We start from the raw sequence: 15178 nt of genomic DNA, 5'->3' as shown, positions 1-15178 counted from the left end.
CTGAGGTGAAAGGACTGAGGTGAAAGGACTGAGGACTGAGGTGAAAGGACTGAGGACTGAGGTGAAAGGACTGAGGACTGAGGTGAAAGGACTGAGGACTGAGGTGAAAGGACTTAGGACTGAGGTGAAAGGACTGAGGACTGAGGTGAAAGGACTGAGGACTGAGGTGAAAGGACTGAGGACTGAGGTGAAAGGACTGAGGACTGAGGTGAAAGGACTGAGGACTGAGGAACCAGGCGTCTCAACTCAAAGTCGCACAGTAGAGGAATCCTCTTCTCTCAGTCCTCAGTCCTCAGTCCTCAGTCCTCAGTCCTCAGTCCTCAGTCCTCAGCCCTCAGTCCTCTTCCCTCTTCCCTCTTCCCTCAATCCTCTTTTGAATACCAGATAGATTCGATGGTTTGGGCGATCGCTTCTGCCTCAGAACGGTTGGCTGTTTCTAGTAAAACGGTGACGTGACCGAGTTTTCGACCGGGACGAGATTCGGTTTTGCCGTACCAGTGGACGTGAGCGTGAGACAACTCGGCTAGCTGTTGCCGTTTGGCAAGATAATCGCTTTGGGAATGCTCGTAACCGAGTAAATTTACCATAACGGCACCCGCACTTTTGAGGGTAGGATTGCCTAAAGGTAGACCGCTGACGGCTCTGAGTTGCTGTTCAAATTGGGAAGTTTCGCAGGCATCAAGGGTAAAGTGTCCGGAGTTGTGAGTGCGGGGGGCAATTTCATTGACCAACACTTTTCCGGCTGGGGTTAAAAATAGCTCAATGCCGAAGACGCCAACTGCTTGCAGGCTATCTAGAAGCGTATGAGCGATCGCTTTCACCTCTTGTTCCACCGTTGGCGTAATTGCCGCTGGCACCAAGACGCGCCGACACACTTGATCTTCCTGCTGAGTTTCTACTACAGGGTAAGTCACTATCTCACCAGCGGCAGAACGAGCGGCAATAATCGCTAATTCTCGTTCAAAAGGCACAAATTCTTCTAACAACACTGGCGCATATTTCAGTCGCTGCCAAGTTGACTCTAGGGCGTGACTATCTTTAATTATGAAAGTGCCTTGACCATCGTAGCCGCCGCGTCGGGCTTTTAGAACGACTGGAAAATCCAGGTTTTTGAGGTTCAAGGGGTGAGTGAATGATTTTGAAAGATTTACTTGATGATTTCCGGCTTCTCCTTCAAGCGTCATAAAACTGGGAGTTGGTAAGCCTATATCTTCTAAATAGCAGCGCTGATCGTATTTATCTAACAGCGGGGCTAATACTTCTAGACTAGGGCGAAAGCAGACGCCTTGCTGGACAAGTGAATCTAAAGCTTCCAGGTTAATAAATTCGTTTTCAAAAGTAATGACATCGCAGCGAGACGCTAACTCGGCTGTAGCAGCAGCATCATCAATGGGGGCAAAAATGGTGGAAGATGCGATCGCGCTTCCCGCACGCTTCGCTAACGCCACCGCCGGATCGTTCTGATTGGGCGTCTGCACCACCAATTCAATCCCCAACGCCTCCGCTGCACCTGCCATCATCCAGGCTAGCTGTCCCCCTCCAATCACCCCTACACGCTTCATCGACACCCCAAAGACTCACGAGTTGCTATACCAGTTTTAGAATTTACACCAGATGCTTTAATACAGAGTTCTTTTATTTGCGCCCCATCTAAAATTGCATCGGTGAAGTCGGCACCAGCGATATTTACACCGTCAAATATAGTACGCAACAGGATACTTTCCACCAAAACGGCATCGCTTAAATCCGCGCCGTTGAGTTTTACCTGATCGACCATTGCATTAGTTAAATCTGCTCCGTGTAAATTAGCATTTGTCATCACCGATGCACTAAAAATCGCCCCTTTTAAGTCCGCACCCTCAAAGTTAGCGAATTCCATGTTGGCGTTGGAAAACTCAGCCACCTGCAAAATTTGACCGGAGAAATCCTTGGCTTTCAGTTCGGCATTGCTATACGACAAGGGAGGCGGGTAGTTTCCTGCTTGTGCTGGGAATGCCCAGATGAAGAGAACGATTGTTAGTAGGAACGCAGCTAGTTGCCGAAAGGTCATAGAAAAGCGTTTCAAAACGCGCTATAGAGTTGGCTATCTTTTAGGTTAGTGTATTGTGGAATCCTTTACTGATGCGAACAAACCCTTAAAATTGTGAGTGAACGAGGTTTAACGAAAGCTTATGCCATACTTTTTGGTGACTTGGCTGGTTACAGCGATCGCGAATCATGATTACTGCATACATTGTCCCCGGTTTTGCCGTCACAAGTTTTGTGGCGGCGCTGCTTGCTGCGATTGTTTTGGGCTTAGTGAACGCAATTGTCAAACCCCTTTTGGTAATTTTGACATTGCCGCTGACGCTGGTGACGCTAGGTTTGTTTCTGTTTGTGATTAACGCCATCACAATTTTGATTGCTGGGGCGATTACTCCCGGTTTTAGTGTCGCTGGTTTCGTGCCTGCTTTGATAGGTTCAATCGTTCTGACTCTGGTGGCTAGTGGGCTAAACTTTTTGTTCAACAGAGACGCTGAATAAATTAACGGATTTCGGCGTCAAAACCTAAGTAGCCGCGTGGGGTAATCATCCAATCGGCGTGGGTGCGAGTAGTGCTATTGCCAATCAGTACCGTTGTCAGCATATCGATCGGAGTATCGAGTAATTTGTCAAGTGTAATCAGAGTAATTTGTTCGTCTTCTCGATAAGCTGATTTTACGATCGCTACCGGCGTGTGGCGATCGCGGTATTGCAGAAAGATAGTTTGGGCGATCGCTATCTGTTTGGTTCGAGTTTGCGATCGCGGATTATAAAGTGCGGTGACAAAATCTGCTTGCGCGGCGGCACTCAGGCGCTTTTCAATCACCTCCCAGGGGGTCAGCAAGTCGCTCAAACTAATCGCGCAGAAGTCGTGCATCAAAGGCGCACCCACCCGCGACGCAGCGGCTTGTAGGGCGGTAATTCCCGGAAACACCTGCACCCCTGGCGTTTTGCCATCCCAGCCTTTGGCTTGGAGTTCTTCCATGACTAACCCAGCCATGCCGTAGATGCCGCAATCTCCAGAAGAAACAACCGCTACGGTTAATCCCCAATTAGCTAATTCTATGGCTCGTTCTGCCCGTTGACGTTCTTGGGTAATCGGTAACGCTTCTACAATCTGTCCGGGACGCAGCAAAGGAGAAATGAGATCGATATAGAGAGAGTAACCAATGATGGCGTCAGCGCAGGATACAGCAGTTTGAGCCGCTGGGGTCATTTGGTCTAATTTTCCAGGTCCCGTACCAACTAGCAATAAACAGCCCGTGCGACCCGTATATTCTAGTTCGGATTGAGCGATCGCTACCGTCACTGCCCCTGGTTGCCCTTCTAATTTAAAAACTTGTTTTGCCACCCGTAGTAGCACCCCTTGTGGGTGCCCTACACCTTCATAGAGGGTAGGTACAAGACCTGCCTCTAGGTGCCCTACACCTTCATAGAGGGCAGGTACAAGACCTGCCCCTAGGTGCCCTACACCTTCATAGAGGGCAGGTACAAGACCTGCCCCTAGGTGCCCTACACCTTCATGGAGGGCAGGTACAAGACCTGCCCCTACAATTGCTGCGGCTTCTGCTACGCTGGGCGTTCCGACTTCTGCTTCGACAACCGCTGAGGGAGTGGGGACGCTAACGGAACGGAGGATATCAGCCGAGAAAGTTCGCAAAGGCAAGTGGCGATCGCGGCATAATTCCACTAACCCAATTTCCGAAGCTTTAATATCGATGGTGGCAATCCCGGCGATCGCTTCTTCCGCTAGGTGATTTTTCTCAAACACCTGCCCAATCGCTGTTTCTATCAACTCTTTCGATGTTCCTCGTTCGCAGCCGATTCCCACCCACAAGACTCTAGGATGCCACTGGACTTTTGGCAGCTCTGATTCTGAGGAAAATCGTCGCCGGGTGGGGCTAATCCAAATCCTCGCCGGGGATGATTTTGGACGATCGGGTTCCTGGTTAGATTGAACAATCTCTGATTGGCTGGCGGTAGATTCCGGAAACCCAAAATAGAATGGATGTTTTTCAGGAAGATGACTTTGCCATAAAGTAGAACCCGCTTCCTGAATGACTTGTACCCGTTCCCCTCTCGCCACCGCTGCACTAACGCCTGTCCAATCTCCCTCGCCTCGACTCCAGCCAAAGGGAACGCCCAGCATATCCACTGCTGGTAGTTTTAACCCAGCGGAGGCACCTGTCAAGACTGGCGTTGCCCCAATGGTAAGCGCGATCGCTTGTGCCAACCGATCCGCCCCTCCCTGATGACCGCTACACAGACTAATCACAAACTGGCTATTTTCATCCACCACGACCACTGCTGGATCGCGGGATTTATCTTGCAATAAGGGTGCAATCAAGCGCACCACGGCTCCAGATGCCAAGCAGAAAATAAAGCCCCGATGTGTATTCCACAAGGTCGCTAGGTGGTCTTTGAGGGAACCGCGATAAACCTGGGCTGACGCGATAACCTTTGTCTCTACAACGTCGGTTAGAGACTCTGGAACCCAAAGAGTAGCACCAGTGGATTGGCAAAGCGGCTGTAGTTTTTCGGCACCCGTGGGAGTGGTCGCGATCGCGGCTAATGGCTGAAAATCACCTAACAGTAATACCATCGATTGTCTTGAGTTGTTTTCTAGAGCGATTATTTTGCGCGATCGCAAAGCGTATGTCCAAAAGGCTATAGCGCTACTCGCTCTCCGGATTTTACTCTTCTTCGAGGGTTTCTGAGTCGTAGTCTTCCTCTAGCTCCTCGGCATCTTCATCGTATTCTTCCTCTACAGCTTCTTCGTCGTATTCCTCGTCTTCGTATTCTTCTTCGGCGACGGCTTCTATCTCGTCTTCATCTTCGACGTATTCTTCATCTTCGTCTTCCTCTACAGCTTCTTCGTCTTCGGCGACGGCTTCTATCTCGTCTTCATCTTCATCTTCGACGTATTCTTCGTCTTCGGCGACGGCTTCTATATCGTCTTCGTACTCTTCATCTTCGACGTATTCGTCTTCGGCGACGGCTTCTATATCCTCTTCGTACTCTTCCTCGTCACTACCGATCTCGCCGTCTGAAATATCGAGAGCATCGGCAATCAACGGGATAATGTCATCAAAGAACGAGAAGTCATCATCGCTCCAAACGTCCCGGCTATAGTCGAGGTCGGTGACGCTGCGAATCGTCCAGCAGTCATCGCAATATTCGGGATTGGTCATGTAGTCGTAGGGAATGTAACAGTATCCCTTGTCTCCCCAGTTTGCGCCCCAAGAATTGCGAACAACAAACACCCGATCTTTGTCCGAGTAGCCGACGCACAACATTGCGTGACCACCTTGAGACTCCTCTCGTTCTGGGTTAGGCATGGGAATCCCTTTGTTTCCCTCCCTCATGAACGAATCGAAAAGCTGCAACCCAAAGGCAAACGGATAGCCCTCAGCTAGACAATGCTTCATGGCATACAAATCTATCTCAATTCGCTCAGCATCGTCGATCAAGAATTGGGTTGCTTCCTCATAAGCTTGGTCGTGGGGACGGTGAAACAACCGCTCTGGGTGATAGGGCCAGGTTAACTCAGAACAAGCGCCCATCTTTCGCAATACCTGGATGCAATTGCGAAGTGTTGCTCCGGCGTCTTCTGCAATTTCTCCGGCGAGCGATCGCGCATTGTAATAAATAAACAACCGGCTCACATCCCCGGCGGTACCGAGTTGGCGCATTGCCAGGTACTCGTAGGCTCCCGCCATCGCATTGCCCGTGCAGCTTCCCACTTCCCCCTGATCTTCTACCGGAGTCAGATAGTGACGCAAATCAACCCTTGGCGGCAGCTTTTGGGCTTGAAATCGATGAGCCGCGTACTTCTTATCGTTAGCATCCTTTGTGTCGGGTCGATAGCCGCCCAATTTTAACTTTTTGCTGGTCGAATGCTGGACGGAAGCAAGTTTGGGCGAATAGCGCAGATTTGGCATAAAACAACCTCTAGCGTCAGCTATCGTTTGATCGGTTCATCTATCTGAGGATAGATTTACTTGATCATTCTAACTGTCCGCCTGATGAGCGTCCAGGGATGCTAACTGGCAGTGGATGCGATCGCCCGAAAGCAAAAATACACGCTACATTTCGCCCAAATACCAGAAACCCGGCTTCTTCAAGAAACCGGGTTTTCCTAAGAAAGGACTATTGACATCAGGACTTACGCAACTTGCGCGACATTTGGGGGCAACCACGAGGGATTGAACCCGAAAAAACACTATATGTATAAGCTTTGCGTAAGTCCTGACATTTTTTAGGCGAAAAGAGTCCCGCTCATCCCTCGTCCCAACCTCAACGCCAGTATGTTAAATCTTGGCGCTGGAATCAAGCTGAGGCTGAATTTGACTAAGCGAGTCAGCCGCAGTCACCTTAGATTCTAAGGGAGCAAGGTCTTGCGTCGCTACTGTGTTATGCACCGATGCTTGCAGCATTGGCGTGCGGATAATTGAATTATTCGCCAGGGTAAACAACGGGTTAGACAAAATCCCTGCCAAGGATGTCGCCACTAACGACAGCACTAAAGTCAGTTGCAAAGGTCGCATTCCCGGTAAATTCCAGCGAATTTCTGGATAATTCTTCACGGCGTCAGACATTTCTTGCGGTTCTTTTACCACCATCATCTTGACGACACGGATGTAGTAGTAAATCGAGACGACGCTAGTGAGCAACCCTAGTAAGACTAAGCCGTAAGCACCCGCCTGCCAACCTGCCCAGAACAGGTAAATTTTGCCGAAGAAGCCAGCCAAGGGCGGAATCCCTCCCAAGGACAGCAGACAAATACTCAAGCACAAGGTCAGAAGCGGATCTTTTTGATATAGTCCCGCGTATTCGCTAATTTGATCGGTACCCGTTCGCAGGGTGAACAGAATCACGCAGGCGAAGCCTCCCAAGTTCATGAACAGGTACACCAGCAGGTAAAATACCATGCTGGCATAACCGTCCTCGGTGCCGGTAATCAAACCGATCATGATGAAGCCAGCTTGGGCAATGGAAGAGTAAGCCAGCAGACGTTTCATGCTGGTTTGGGTAAGAGCAACTACGTTACCCAGTACCATGCTCAAGACTGCGAGGGCGGTGAAGACAAAATGCCACTCTTGAGTGACGAGGGGGAAAGCTGTCACCATCAGCCGGATGGCGAGGGCAAATCCAGCGGCTTTTGAACCGACGGAGAGGAAGGCAACGACAGGTGTTGGCGAACCTTCGTAAACGTCGGGTGTCCATTGGTGGAAGGGAACGGCGGCAATTTTGAAGCCAATCCCGGCGATCGCAAAGACTAATGCAATCAGCAACCCTAAGGATAAGTCAGCGTTGGCGTTGGCAATGCCAGTGGCGATCGCGCTCAACTTAGTTTCTCCTCCCGATAGTCCGTACAGCAGCGAGACACCGTAGAGGAAGATTGCTGTACTCGAAGCGCCAATCAGCAGATATTTTAACGCTGCTTCATTGGAACGGGGGTCGCGCTTCATGTATCCCGTCATCAGGTAGGACGAGATACTGAGGGTTTCTAAGGCGACAAAAATCGTCACCAGCTCATCTGCACCAGACAGGATCATTCCCCCAATGGTGGCGCTGAGCATAATCCCAATAAATTCCGCCAGGGAGGTGCCGCTTTGTTCTATGTAGCGGATCGACATCAAAATTGTGACGGTGGTAGACAAAGCAATGATGCCGCGAAAGACGACACTCATGGCGTCACCGTTGAAGCTACCCAAGAAGGCGATGGTGTTCGTGTTCCCCCATTGATAGTACAAGGCGACGATAGAGGCGAGTAGACCCGCGATCGCTATATAGGGGGTGAAGCGCGAGGACGACCGCCCGATAATCAAGTCAACGATTAGAACCGCCAAAAGGGTGACAATTAAAATCCCTTCAGGCCAGATTGTCCCAGCATTCAGCTGGGCTGCAAGTTCAGCAAAACTCATGAGATATATAGTTTTGGGTATTTAGGCACAGAGACTGAGACTCTTAATATTATTTAATTTTATGGCGTTCGCGGTTGCTTGAATTGTTGATGAGGGCGATCGCGTTTAAAGAAATGAACCGCGAAGACGCTGCATAGCGCCAAGGAAGAGAGGGAAGAGAGGGAAGAGGCGATCGCGCGATCGCTAAAATCTTAGTAAGGCGATCGCCTGTCTGAGATTCTGTAAAGGTGACGCCATTGATATGTTTGGAGATTCTGCAAGGGCAAAAAGCAATGGTACAGTCTTGGGCTACTGTAACTGATGAAGAATTGATGCTAATCAGTTCTAAAAATCCTGATTTGCGATTTGAGCGGAATGCTGACGGGACATTGGTAATTATGCCGCCAACTGGGGGAATTTCTAGCAATCGAGAGGCGAAAGCAATGGCTTATCTGTTCAATTGGGTAGAAAGTCACGATTTGGGTGAAGTGTTTAGTTCCAGCGGTGGTTTTAGATTAGCGAATAGTGCAGTGCGATCGCCAGATGCTGCTTTTGTTGCTAAAGGACGCTTGGCAGAAGATTGGGATCGGCAAGAAGATAGATTTTTAAATTTAGCTCCCGATTTTGTCATAGAAATTCGTTCTAAATCGGATAGTTTAGAAACGCTTCAGGCAAAGATGCGAGAATATATCGATAATGGGGTGCGTTTGGGATGGTTGTTTGACCGTCAAAATCAGCAAGCTTGGGTGTATCGTGCAGATGGCTCGGTTACGCAGTATCCCGCTACAGCCGTTTTGAATGGTGAAGATGTGGTGCTTGGATTTACCTTGCCTGTGCTGCGTTTGTTGTAAGCGCGATCGCGAAGCGCTCCAAAGTGTCAGTTCGCGTTTAAAGAAACGAACCGCCAACAAGCAAAACCCACATCTTGTAGAGACAAGGGTTATCGCGTCTGGAGAGGGTTTTAGGTTTGCATTGCAAATTCTTCAGGATCGATTCCCCAATTTACCTAGCGAATAGTTTCACGCGCTGATTTCATATTAGGTGGCACTCGCAAGGTGTGAATATGTCCGGTACTGGGACAAGTCATTTTTAATAAATAAATTGGCTCGGCATCGACATTAGTATCTATTTCTAATAAGGTGTATTCCTGCCAAGTATGTAATTTAATTACTTCTAATTCTTTGTTAGCTTTTCAATCTTAATCTGCGACATATCGCCATCCTTGAGGCTCATATTCGCGCTGAATTCGCACCATCCAGCTGCCTTGGGGAATAGAAATAGCCTTATGCTCTTCGTGAGTTAAAGTCGCCGTCTCTGAAAAGACGCGCAGATAAAGCGTGCCATCTTTCTCGTATAGTTCCGCTTGTCCGTCGCTGATGCGGTGCTTGTGTCCCGTCACCTCGCCTTCGGCTAAAGTCAGGTGAGGTAGGAGTGGGGTTTCCCCACCCTTAGTTGCTTCGATTTGCCCCAGGGGGAGTAAAATCACATCGCCTTGTCGAATCGGTTGCATCGGTTCTCCTCCAAATGCTGCTAAGCTGTCTGAGCCTGATGTTGGCATTCATTCTGGCACAACTCGAATACTTAGGGAGGTCGCCATTGCAATCCTCTATAAGTTAAACATTGAGATAGCTTTAAATTAAGTCTGGCGCGAACGGCTCTAAAAAAGCGAGTTATCTTTGGGAGAGCGAATCGCTGCTTGATGCGATTTACCGCCATTCTTGGAACCTGCTCTCGTCAGGCGTGGTACGCCAGAATCAAGACTTCAGTCGTCGGTTTTCCGCATAAAATCCTCTCAATCGCTCTTGACATCTGACATAAAGTATTTAAATTAGACTGTTCAGCCCAGCTGCTATTTCTCCAAGCTCCCATGTCAACCCTCGTTATCGTCGAATCTCCCACCAAAGCACGCACCATCAGTAAATTCTTGCCTTCCAGCTACCGGGTCGAGGCGTCGATGGGTCATGTGCGCGACCTGCCCCAATCCAGCAAAGAAATTCCCGAAGCCTACAAAGGGGAAAAATGGGCGCAGCTGGGAGTAAATGTGGATGCGGACTTTGAACCCCTGTATGTCGTCCCCAACGACAAAAAGAAAATTGTCACCCAGCTGAAAAACGCCCTGAAAGAGGCTGATGAATTGGTGTTGGCAACTGACGAAGACCGAGAAGGCGAAAGCATTAGCTGGCATTTGCTCCAGCTATTGAAGCCCAAGGTTCCCATCAAGCGAATGGTCTTCCACGAAATCACCAAGGAAGCCATCCGCGACGCCCTCAAGAACTGCCGTAATATTGATGAGCAGGTGGTTCGCGCTCAGGAGACGCGGCGGATATTAGACCGACTGGTGGGATATACGCTGTCGCCGCTTTTGTGGAAGAAAATCTCCTATGGCTTATCGGCGGGACGGGTGCAGTCGGTAGCAGTGCGGCTTTTGGTAAATCGAGAGCGCCAACGCCGAGCCTTTCGCCAAGGCAGTTACTGGGATCTCAAGGCAAGCTTAAACAAAGACAAGACATCCTTTGAAGCGCGACTTGTTGCCCTCAAAGGGACGAGAATTGCCACTGGCAGCGATTTTGATGAAGCCACGGGACAAATTATTGCCGGACGCAATGTGATTCTGCTCTCGGAAGCGGAAGCGAGAAGTTTAGAGACGCGACTGGCGGATAAAAGCTGGACGGTGGCTGACTTAGAGGAGCGTCCTGTTACTCGCAAACCTTTACCGCCGTTTACAACTTCGACGCTACAACAGGAGGCGAATCGGAAACTACATTTATCTGCCCGCGACACGATGCGAACTGCCCAGAGTTTGTACGAGCAGGGGTATATTACCTATATGCGGACAGATTCGGTGCATTTGTCGCAGCAAGCGATCGCTGCCGCTCGCAGTTGTGTCGAGCAAATGTACGGCAAGCAATACCTCAGCCCGGAACCCCGTCAGTACACCACGAAAAGCAAGGGCGCTCAAGAAGCTCACGAAGCCATTCGCCCCGCTGGTAGCAGCTTCCGCACTCCCCAGGAAACCGGCTTAAGCGGTCGGGAATTCGCTCTGTATGACCTGATTTGGAAGCGCACCGTCGCCACCCAAATGGCAGAATCTCGCCAAACTCAAATTACCGTGCAGTTGCAAGTCGAAGATGCCGGTTTTCGGGCTAGCGGCAAGCGGATTGACTTTCACGGCTTCTTACGCGCCTACGTGGAAGGATCGGACGATCCCCATGCGGCACTAGAAGACATGGAAGTCATCTTACCAACTCTCAAAAAAGGCGATCGCCCGACCTGCAAAAAGTTAGAATCTATCGGTCACGAAACTCAGCCACCGGCAAGATACACGGAAGCTTCCCTAGTCAAAACTCTGGAAAGCGAAGGCATCGGACGTCCCAGCACCTACGCCAGCATCATCGGCACGATTATCGAGAAAGGCTATGCCCAGATGAATAGCAACGCCCTCGTTCCTACCTTCACCGCCTTTGCCGTCACCAGTCTGCTAGAACAACACTTTCCCGATTTGGTCGATCCCAGCTTCACCTCCAAAATGGAGCAAACCCTGGATGAAATTTCCACTGGGGAAGCCAAATGGCTGCCATACCTGAAAAAGTTCTATCTCGGAGAAACGGGTCTGGCAACCCAAGTCAAGGAACGGGAAAATGAGATTGATGCGGCATCTGCCCGTACCATCGAATTGGACGATCTCGGTGGGGCGAAAGTCCGGATTGGTCAATATGGCCCCTACATCGAAGCTGTAAATGGCTCTGGGCCAGTGAAAGCCTCGCTTCCTAAGGATCTTACCCCCTCAGACATCCACGCTGAGCTAATTGAGACGCTGCTACAGCAGAAAACAGAAGGCCCCGATAAAGTCGGCTTGCATCCGGAAACCGGCGAACCGATTTACGTGCTAATAGGCACTTACGGCCCCTACGTCCAACTGGGTGATGCCACAGAGGAGAACAAAAAACCCAAACGCGCCTCTCTACCCAAGGGTGTCACTATTGAGGATGTGACGCTGGATATGGCAGTTGGCTTGCTATCTCTGCCGCGTACTTTGGGCATTCACCCAGAAACTAGCGGCAAAGTCCAGGCAGGATTGGGACGCTTTGGTCCTTACGTCGTCCACGACCAAGGCAAGGAGGGCAAGGAGTATCGCTCCCTGAAAGCCAGTGACGATGTATTGACAATTGACATCGAACGTGCAGTCGAGCTGCTAGCTGAACCGAAGAAGGGACGCGGCGGTACTCGCAGCAAGTCTAAGGAACCGTTACGAGAACTGGGGACTCACCCCGCTGATGGGGAACCCGTGAATATCTACGATGGCCCTTATGGCCCTTATATTAAGCATGGGAAGACGAATGCTTCTGTGCCAGAAGGGGAATCTGTGGAAGGGTTGACGATGGAAAAAGCGTTGGAAGCATTGGCAGCGAAGGCGGCCACAACAAAATCTAGTCGCAAATCAACTAAGAGTGGAACATCTGCCAAAAAGACCACCACTGAGAAGACAACCGCTAAAAAGACGACGGCAACAACTAGCACTAAGAAAAAATCTTAGTCTCTTTCCGGTGGCAAGAAGCGATCGCGCTTTTGAAAAAATGAAAGCGATCGCTTGCCTTACCTGTCGTACACTTCTCTCCGATGAGCTACTGTCAGTATATATAGGGTGAAAGTTTCATCATCAATGCTGTATATAATCCGGTAATCCCCAACCCGAATTCGCCATCGATTTTGTCTACCTTTTAACTTGCGACAGTCATCTGGACGGGGATCATTTGCTAAACCAATAATTCTTGGTTCAATCCTGCTAATAATTTCAGCGGGAAGTGAGTTAAGCTGTTTTTGGGCTGATGGTTGAATGGTGACTTGGTAATCAGACACTCAAATTCCTTTTTGATTCTAGTTCGCGTTTAAATTCTTCCCAAGGTATGCCCGGTTCATCCTCTATATCTTCGGTAATCAGACCAAAATAGACATCTTCCCACAGTTCGCCGTGTTTCTCGAAGTCAAGGAGGACGGCAATTTTTTCACCTTGGTCATTCATTAAAAACTGAAAATCTGTCGGTTCGCCCACCTCTTCGAGAACATCTGCCCAAAATGCACTATGTTCTTTTAGGTCAATAAGTGCAGCAGTTTTCTTATCTTGATGGTCAGTTAAAAATTGAACGCCGCGCATAGTTTGGTATTTTCCTTTGTTATTAGACCTATTTATAAATAACTGTAGAATGCCAGCAGGGAAAGGGTATAAAACCAGATTAGAAATTGAAATAAAAGATGCGATCGCTTTCCCTTTCTTCCCAGCGATAGATGTAATTACCCCCCTTTTAAGGGGGGTAGGTGGTAACTGTTATTTAATCAGCTAAATCGGGAAACACTTCGCGCACGGCAGGATGAACCAGGCGGTGATTCTGCACGTTGACGCCCCTTGCCAAAACTGGGTCGAGTTCTAGAGCTTTCATCCCTTGGTTCGCCAGCTTCAGGACGTAGGGTAAAGTACTGTTGTTAAGTCCCTGAGTTGCTGTCCAGGGAACGGCTCCCGGCATATTCGGGACGCCGTAGTGGACGACGCCTTCCTCAATGTAGGTGGGATTCGTGTGGGTAGTTGGTCGCAACGTCTCGACACAACCGCCCTGATCGACTGCCACATCGATAATTACCGAACCGGGACGCATTTTTTGTACCAAAGTCCGAGGCACCAAGATAGGGGCGCGACGCCCAGGGACTAAAACCGCGCCGACAAGTAAATCGGCTTCCGAAACGATCGCTTCTATTTGCAGGGAGTTACTGTAGAGCAGCTCAACTCTGGAGCCAAAGAGGGTTTCCAGATACGCCAACCGCTCGACATTCACATCCAAAATCTGGACGCGGGCACCCATGCCTACCGCCATTCGAGCCGCTTCGGTGCCAACGACACCGCCGCCTAAAATCACCACGTTACCAGGTCTGACACCGGGAATGCCGCCCAGAAGAATACCCCGACCTCCTTGCTGGCGCTCCAAAAACCGTGCCCCGAACTGTACGGCGAGGCGACCGGCGATAATGCTCATGGGGGTAAGCAGGGGCAATTTTCGATCGGGTAGTTCTACAGTTTCGTAAGCGATCGCGCTGACGCCACAATCAATCAGATGCTCGGTCAACCCCCGATCTGCTGCCAAGTGTAAATAAGTAAACAGCATCTGCCCTTTCTGGAGAAACTGGTACTCTGGCTTCAGCGGTTCTTTCACCTTAACCACCAGTTCTCGGTTCCAAGCGTCCTTCGCTTCTGGGACAATTTTCGCCCCGGCAAGAATATAATCTTCATCAGCGAAACCAGCACCATCACCAGCCGCAGTTTCTACAAAAATCGCGTGACCGTTTTCACTCAGCACCCGGACGCTACTAGGACTTAACCCCACCCGAAATTCACGATCTTTGGTTTCCTTGGGAACGCCAATTTCCATTTATATACCTCAATTGCTCGGCTATGTATTGAATTGACTATAGGTGCCACACCAAGTGACTCGTTGCATTGGGAATTACCTCCCTGAAGGGGCGAGTGAGAAATTGGACTGACAACTTCTCAAGTAAAGCGGTTTTTGGTTTGGGTAATTCGCGCATCGATCGGGACGGGCGGCTAATCGGGAATCAGGAATTGGTTACTCCCTCTCCTGAAACTCCCTCTCTCCCCTGATCCCATGATTACTTATTTATTTAGGACTCCCAAAAATTTTCGGTTTACTTCACAGGAATGCTGTAACAATCAAGACGGGTACCTTATCCAAAGGATTTGGAAACACCAAGATGACGATGCAAATTAGCGGACGGAATCAACTTACGGGTAAAGTTACTGCTATTCAACTGGGTGATATTCTCGCCGAGGTGACGATTCAGGTGGGAGATAACTTGATTGACGCGGTGATTACTCGTCGTTCGGCAGAAAATCTGCAAATTTCGGTTGGCGATGAAGTGACTGCCCTGATCAAGGCGACTGAAATCATGGTGATCAAAGAGGTTGATTAGCAACTCTATCTGCTTTGCCCTTGACTCAAGGCTTAGCACCTCTACAATAGAAGACAATATATAACGAATTGTAAACCCATCAAGGGGCAAGGATTGCCAAAGCTATGACACAACTTCAACCTACCACCACTCCTAAGCTGGAAGAACCCAAGTTAGGCTTCAATGATTACGCAGAACGATTGAATGGTCGAGCCGCAATGATCGGCTTTTTGCTGACGGCGATCGTTGAATATGTCACGGGTCAAGGGGTGCTATCCTGGCTGGGCTTGCAATAA

General features: G+C 49.6%; 15 protein-coding genes and 2 pseudogenes. 7 read left to right on the top strand and 10 right to left on the bottom strand.

Annotation, left to right across the window (positions count from 1 at the left end; all coding sequences use genetic code 11):
- Window positions 1-19: 19 nt before the first annotated feature.
- Window positions 20-388, top strand: a complete 369-nt coding sequence (locus AC2VDX_RS23760; RefSeq protein WP_378171978.1) for a coiled-coil domain-containing protein — start codon at window positions 20-22, stop codon at window positions 386-388.
- On the opposite strand, the gene AC2VDX_RS23755 is transcribed toward AC2VDX_RS23760, so the two are convergent.
- Together AC2VDX_RS23755 and AC2VDX_RS23750 are read right to left on the bottom strand one after the other, a co-directional pair.
- Complete coding sequence (locus AC2VDX_RS23755; RefSeq protein WP_378172098.1) at window positions 363-1562, bottom strand: 5-(carboxyamino)imidazole ribonucleotide synthase; 1200 nt, start codon at window positions 1560-1562, stop codon at window positions 363-365. The genes AC2VDX_RS23760 and AC2VDX_RS23755 overlap by 26 nt on opposite strands.
- Entirely contained in the window at window positions 1559-2050 is a 492-nt protein-coding gene (locus AC2VDX_RS23750) for a pentapeptide repeat-containing protein (RefSeq protein WP_378171980.1), read from the bottom strand. Before AC2VDX_RS23750 ends, AC2VDX_RS23755 begins: the two co-directional genes overlap by 4 nt.
- A gap of 121 nt (window positions 2051-2171) precedes the next feature.
- On the opposite strand from AC2VDX_RS23750, the pseudogene AC2VDX_RS23745 reads away from it, so the two are divergent.
- A pseudogene (locus AC2VDX_RS23745) lies at window positions 2172-2523 on the top strand (phage holin family protein).
- A 1-nt stretch (window position 2524) separates the two neighbouring features.
- On the opposite strand, the gene cobJ reads toward AC2VDX_RS23745, so the two are convergent.
- The 3 genes from cobJ to AC2VDX_RS23730 form a co-directional block, all read right to left on the bottom strand.
- Window positions 2525-4624, bottom strand: a complete 2100-nt coding sequence (cobJ, locus tag AC2VDX_RS23740) for a precorrin-3B C(17)-methyltransferase (protein WP_378171982.1) — start codon at window positions 4622-4624, stop codon at window positions 2525-2527.
- A gap of 91 nt (window positions 4625-4715) precedes the next feature.
- On the bottom strand, window positions 4716-5963 hold the full coding sequence (locus AC2VDX_RS23735) for a C1 family peptidase (RefSeq protein ID WP_378171984.1): 1248 nt from the start codon (window positions 5961-5963) through the stop codon (window positions 4716-4718).
- Between the two features lie 369 nt (window positions 5964-6332).
- Window positions 6333-7949, bottom strand: a complete 1617-nt coding sequence (locus AC2VDX_RS23730) for an NAD(P)H-quinone oxidoreductase subunit N (protein WP_378171986.1) — start codon at window positions 7947-7949, stop codon at window positions 6333-6335.
- Window positions 7950-8221: 272 nt separating this feature from the next.
- On the opposite strand from AC2VDX_RS23730, the gene AC2VDX_RS23725 reads away from it, so the two are divergent.
- Window positions 8222-8779, top strand: a complete 558-nt coding sequence (locus tag AC2VDX_RS23725) for a Uma2 family endonuclease (RefSeq protein WP_486928249.1) — start codon at window positions 8222-8224, stop codon at window positions 8777-8779.
- Between the two features lie 155 nt (window positions 8780-8934).
- Here AC2VDX_RS23725 and AC2VDX_RS23720 read toward each other — a convergent pair.
- Window positions 8935-9090, bottom strand: a pseudogene (locus AC2VDX_RS23720) (DUF6745 domain-containing protein); the annotation flags it as partial.
- A 36-nt stretch (window positions 9091-9126) separates the two neighbouring features.
- A complete protein-coding gene (locus AC2VDX_RS23715; protein ID WP_378172104.1) occupies window positions 9127-9438 on the bottom strand; it encodes a hypothetical protein in 312 nt (103 codons plus the stop codon).
- A gap of 357 nt (window positions 9439-9795) precedes the next feature.
- Here AC2VDX_RS23715 and topA point away from each other — a divergent pair, with 357 nt between their 5' ends.
- Window positions 9796-12462, top strand: a complete 2667-nt coding sequence (gene topA / locus AC2VDX_RS23710) for a type I DNA topoisomerase (RefSeq protein ID WP_378171988.1) — start codon at window positions 9796-9798, stop codon at window positions 12460-12462.
- 59 nt (window positions 12463-12521) lie between these two features.
- Here topA and AC2VDX_RS23705 read toward each other — a convergent pair whose 3' ends face one another.
- The 3 genes from AC2VDX_RS23705 to ald all read right to left on the bottom strand — a co-directional run bounded on the left by AC2VDX_RS23705 (window position 12522) and on the right by ald (window position 14344).
- The gene (locus AC2VDX_RS23705; protein WP_378171990.1) at window positions 12522-12785 is read right to left on the bottom strand and encodes a type II toxin-antitoxin system RelE family toxin; all 264 of its coding nucleotides are present in this window, start codon (window positions 12783-12785) and stop codon (window positions 12522-12524) included.
- The gene (locus AC2VDX_RS23700; RefSeq protein WP_378171992.1) at window positions 12778-13080 is read right to left on the bottom strand and encodes a hypothetical protein; all 303 of its coding nucleotides are present in this window, start codon (window positions 13078-13080) and stop codon (window positions 12778-12780) included. Before AC2VDX_RS23700 ends, AC2VDX_RS23705 begins: the two co-directional genes overlap by 8 nt.
- A 175-nt stretch (window positions 13081-13255) precedes the next feature.
- Entirely contained in the window at window positions 13256-14344 is a 1089-nt protein-coding gene (ald, locus tag AC2VDX_RS23695) for an alanine dehydrogenase (protein WP_378171994.1), read from the bottom strand.
- Between the two features lie 68 nt (window positions 14345-14412).
- Here ald and AC2VDX_RS23690 point away from each other — a divergent pair, with 68 nt between their 5' ends.
- The 3 genes from AC2VDX_RS23690 to AC2VDX_RS23680 all read left to right on the top strand — a co-directional run bounded on the left by AC2VDX_RS23690 (window position 14413) and on the right by AC2VDX_RS23680 (window position 15178).
- Window positions 14413-14574 (top strand): hypothetical protein, encoded by a 162-nt coding sequence (locus tag AC2VDX_RS23690; protein ID WP_486928248.1) that lies wholly within the window; start codon window positions 14413-14415, stop codon window positions 14572-14574.
- A gap of 110 nt (window positions 14575-14684) precedes the next feature.
- Complete coding sequence (locus AC2VDX_RS23685; RefSeq protein WP_378171996.1) at window positions 14685-14903, top strand: TOBE domain-containing protein; 219 nt, start codon at window positions 14685-14687, stop codon at window positions 14901-14903.
- Window positions 14904-15007: 104 nt separating this feature from the next.
- Complete coding sequence (locus AC2VDX_RS23680) at window positions 15008-15178, top strand: hypothetical protein (RefSeq protein WP_378171999.1); 171 nt, start codon at window positions 15008-15010, stop codon at window positions 15176-15178.

Source organism: Coleofasciculus sp. H7-1 (assembly GCF_057473865.1).
This window is presented reverse-complemented; position numbering and strand designations above follow the sequence as displayed.

Coding starts and splice junctions, on each gene's coding strand:
- AC2VDX_RS23685 (WP_378171996.1), top strand. CDS start 14,685: ATGACGATGCAAATTAGCGGACGGAATCAACTTACGGGTAAAGTTACT.
- AC2VDX_RS23680 (WP_378171999.1), top strand. CDS start 15,008: ATGACACAACTTCAACCTACCACCACTCCTAAGCTGGAAGAACCCAAG.
- AC2VDX_RS23725 (WP_486928249.1), top strand. CDS start 8,222: ATGGTACAGTCTTGGGCTACTGTAACTGATGAAGAATTGATGCTAATC.
- AC2VDX_RS23735 (WP_378171984.1), bottom strand. CDS start 5,963: ATGCCAAATCTGCGCTATTCGCCCAAACTTGCTTCCGTCCAGCATTCG.
- AC2VDX_RS23700 (WP_378171992.1), bottom strand. CDS start 13,080: ATGCGCGGCGTTCAATTTTTAACTGACCATCAAGATAAGAAAACTGCT.
- cobJ (WP_378171982.1), bottom strand. CDS start 4,624: ATGGTATTACTGTTAGGTGATTTTCAGCCATTAGCCGCGATCGCGACC.
- topA (WP_378171988.1), top strand. CDS start 9,796: ATGTCAACCCTCGTTATCGTCGAATCTCCCACCAAAGCACGCACCATC.
- AC2VDX_RS23730 (WP_378171986.1), bottom strand. CDS start 7,949: ATGAGTTTTGCTGAACTTGCAGCCCAGCTGAATGCTGGGACAATCTGG.
- AC2VDX_RS23755 (WP_378172098.1), bottom strand. CDS start 1,562: ATGAAGCGTGTAGGGGTGATTGGAGGGGGACAGCTAGCCTGGATGATG.
- AC2VDX_RS23750 (WP_378171980.1), bottom strand. CDS start 2,050: ATGACCTTTCGGCAACTAGCTGCGTTCCTACTAACAATCGTTCTCTTC.
- ald (WP_378171994.1), bottom strand. CDS start 14,344: ATGGAAATTGGCGTTCCCAAGGAAACCAAAGATCGTGAATTTCGGGTG.
- AC2VDX_RS23715 (WP_378172104.1), bottom strand. CDS start 9,438: ATGCAACCGATTCGACAAGGCGATGTGATTTTACTCCCCCTGGGGCAA.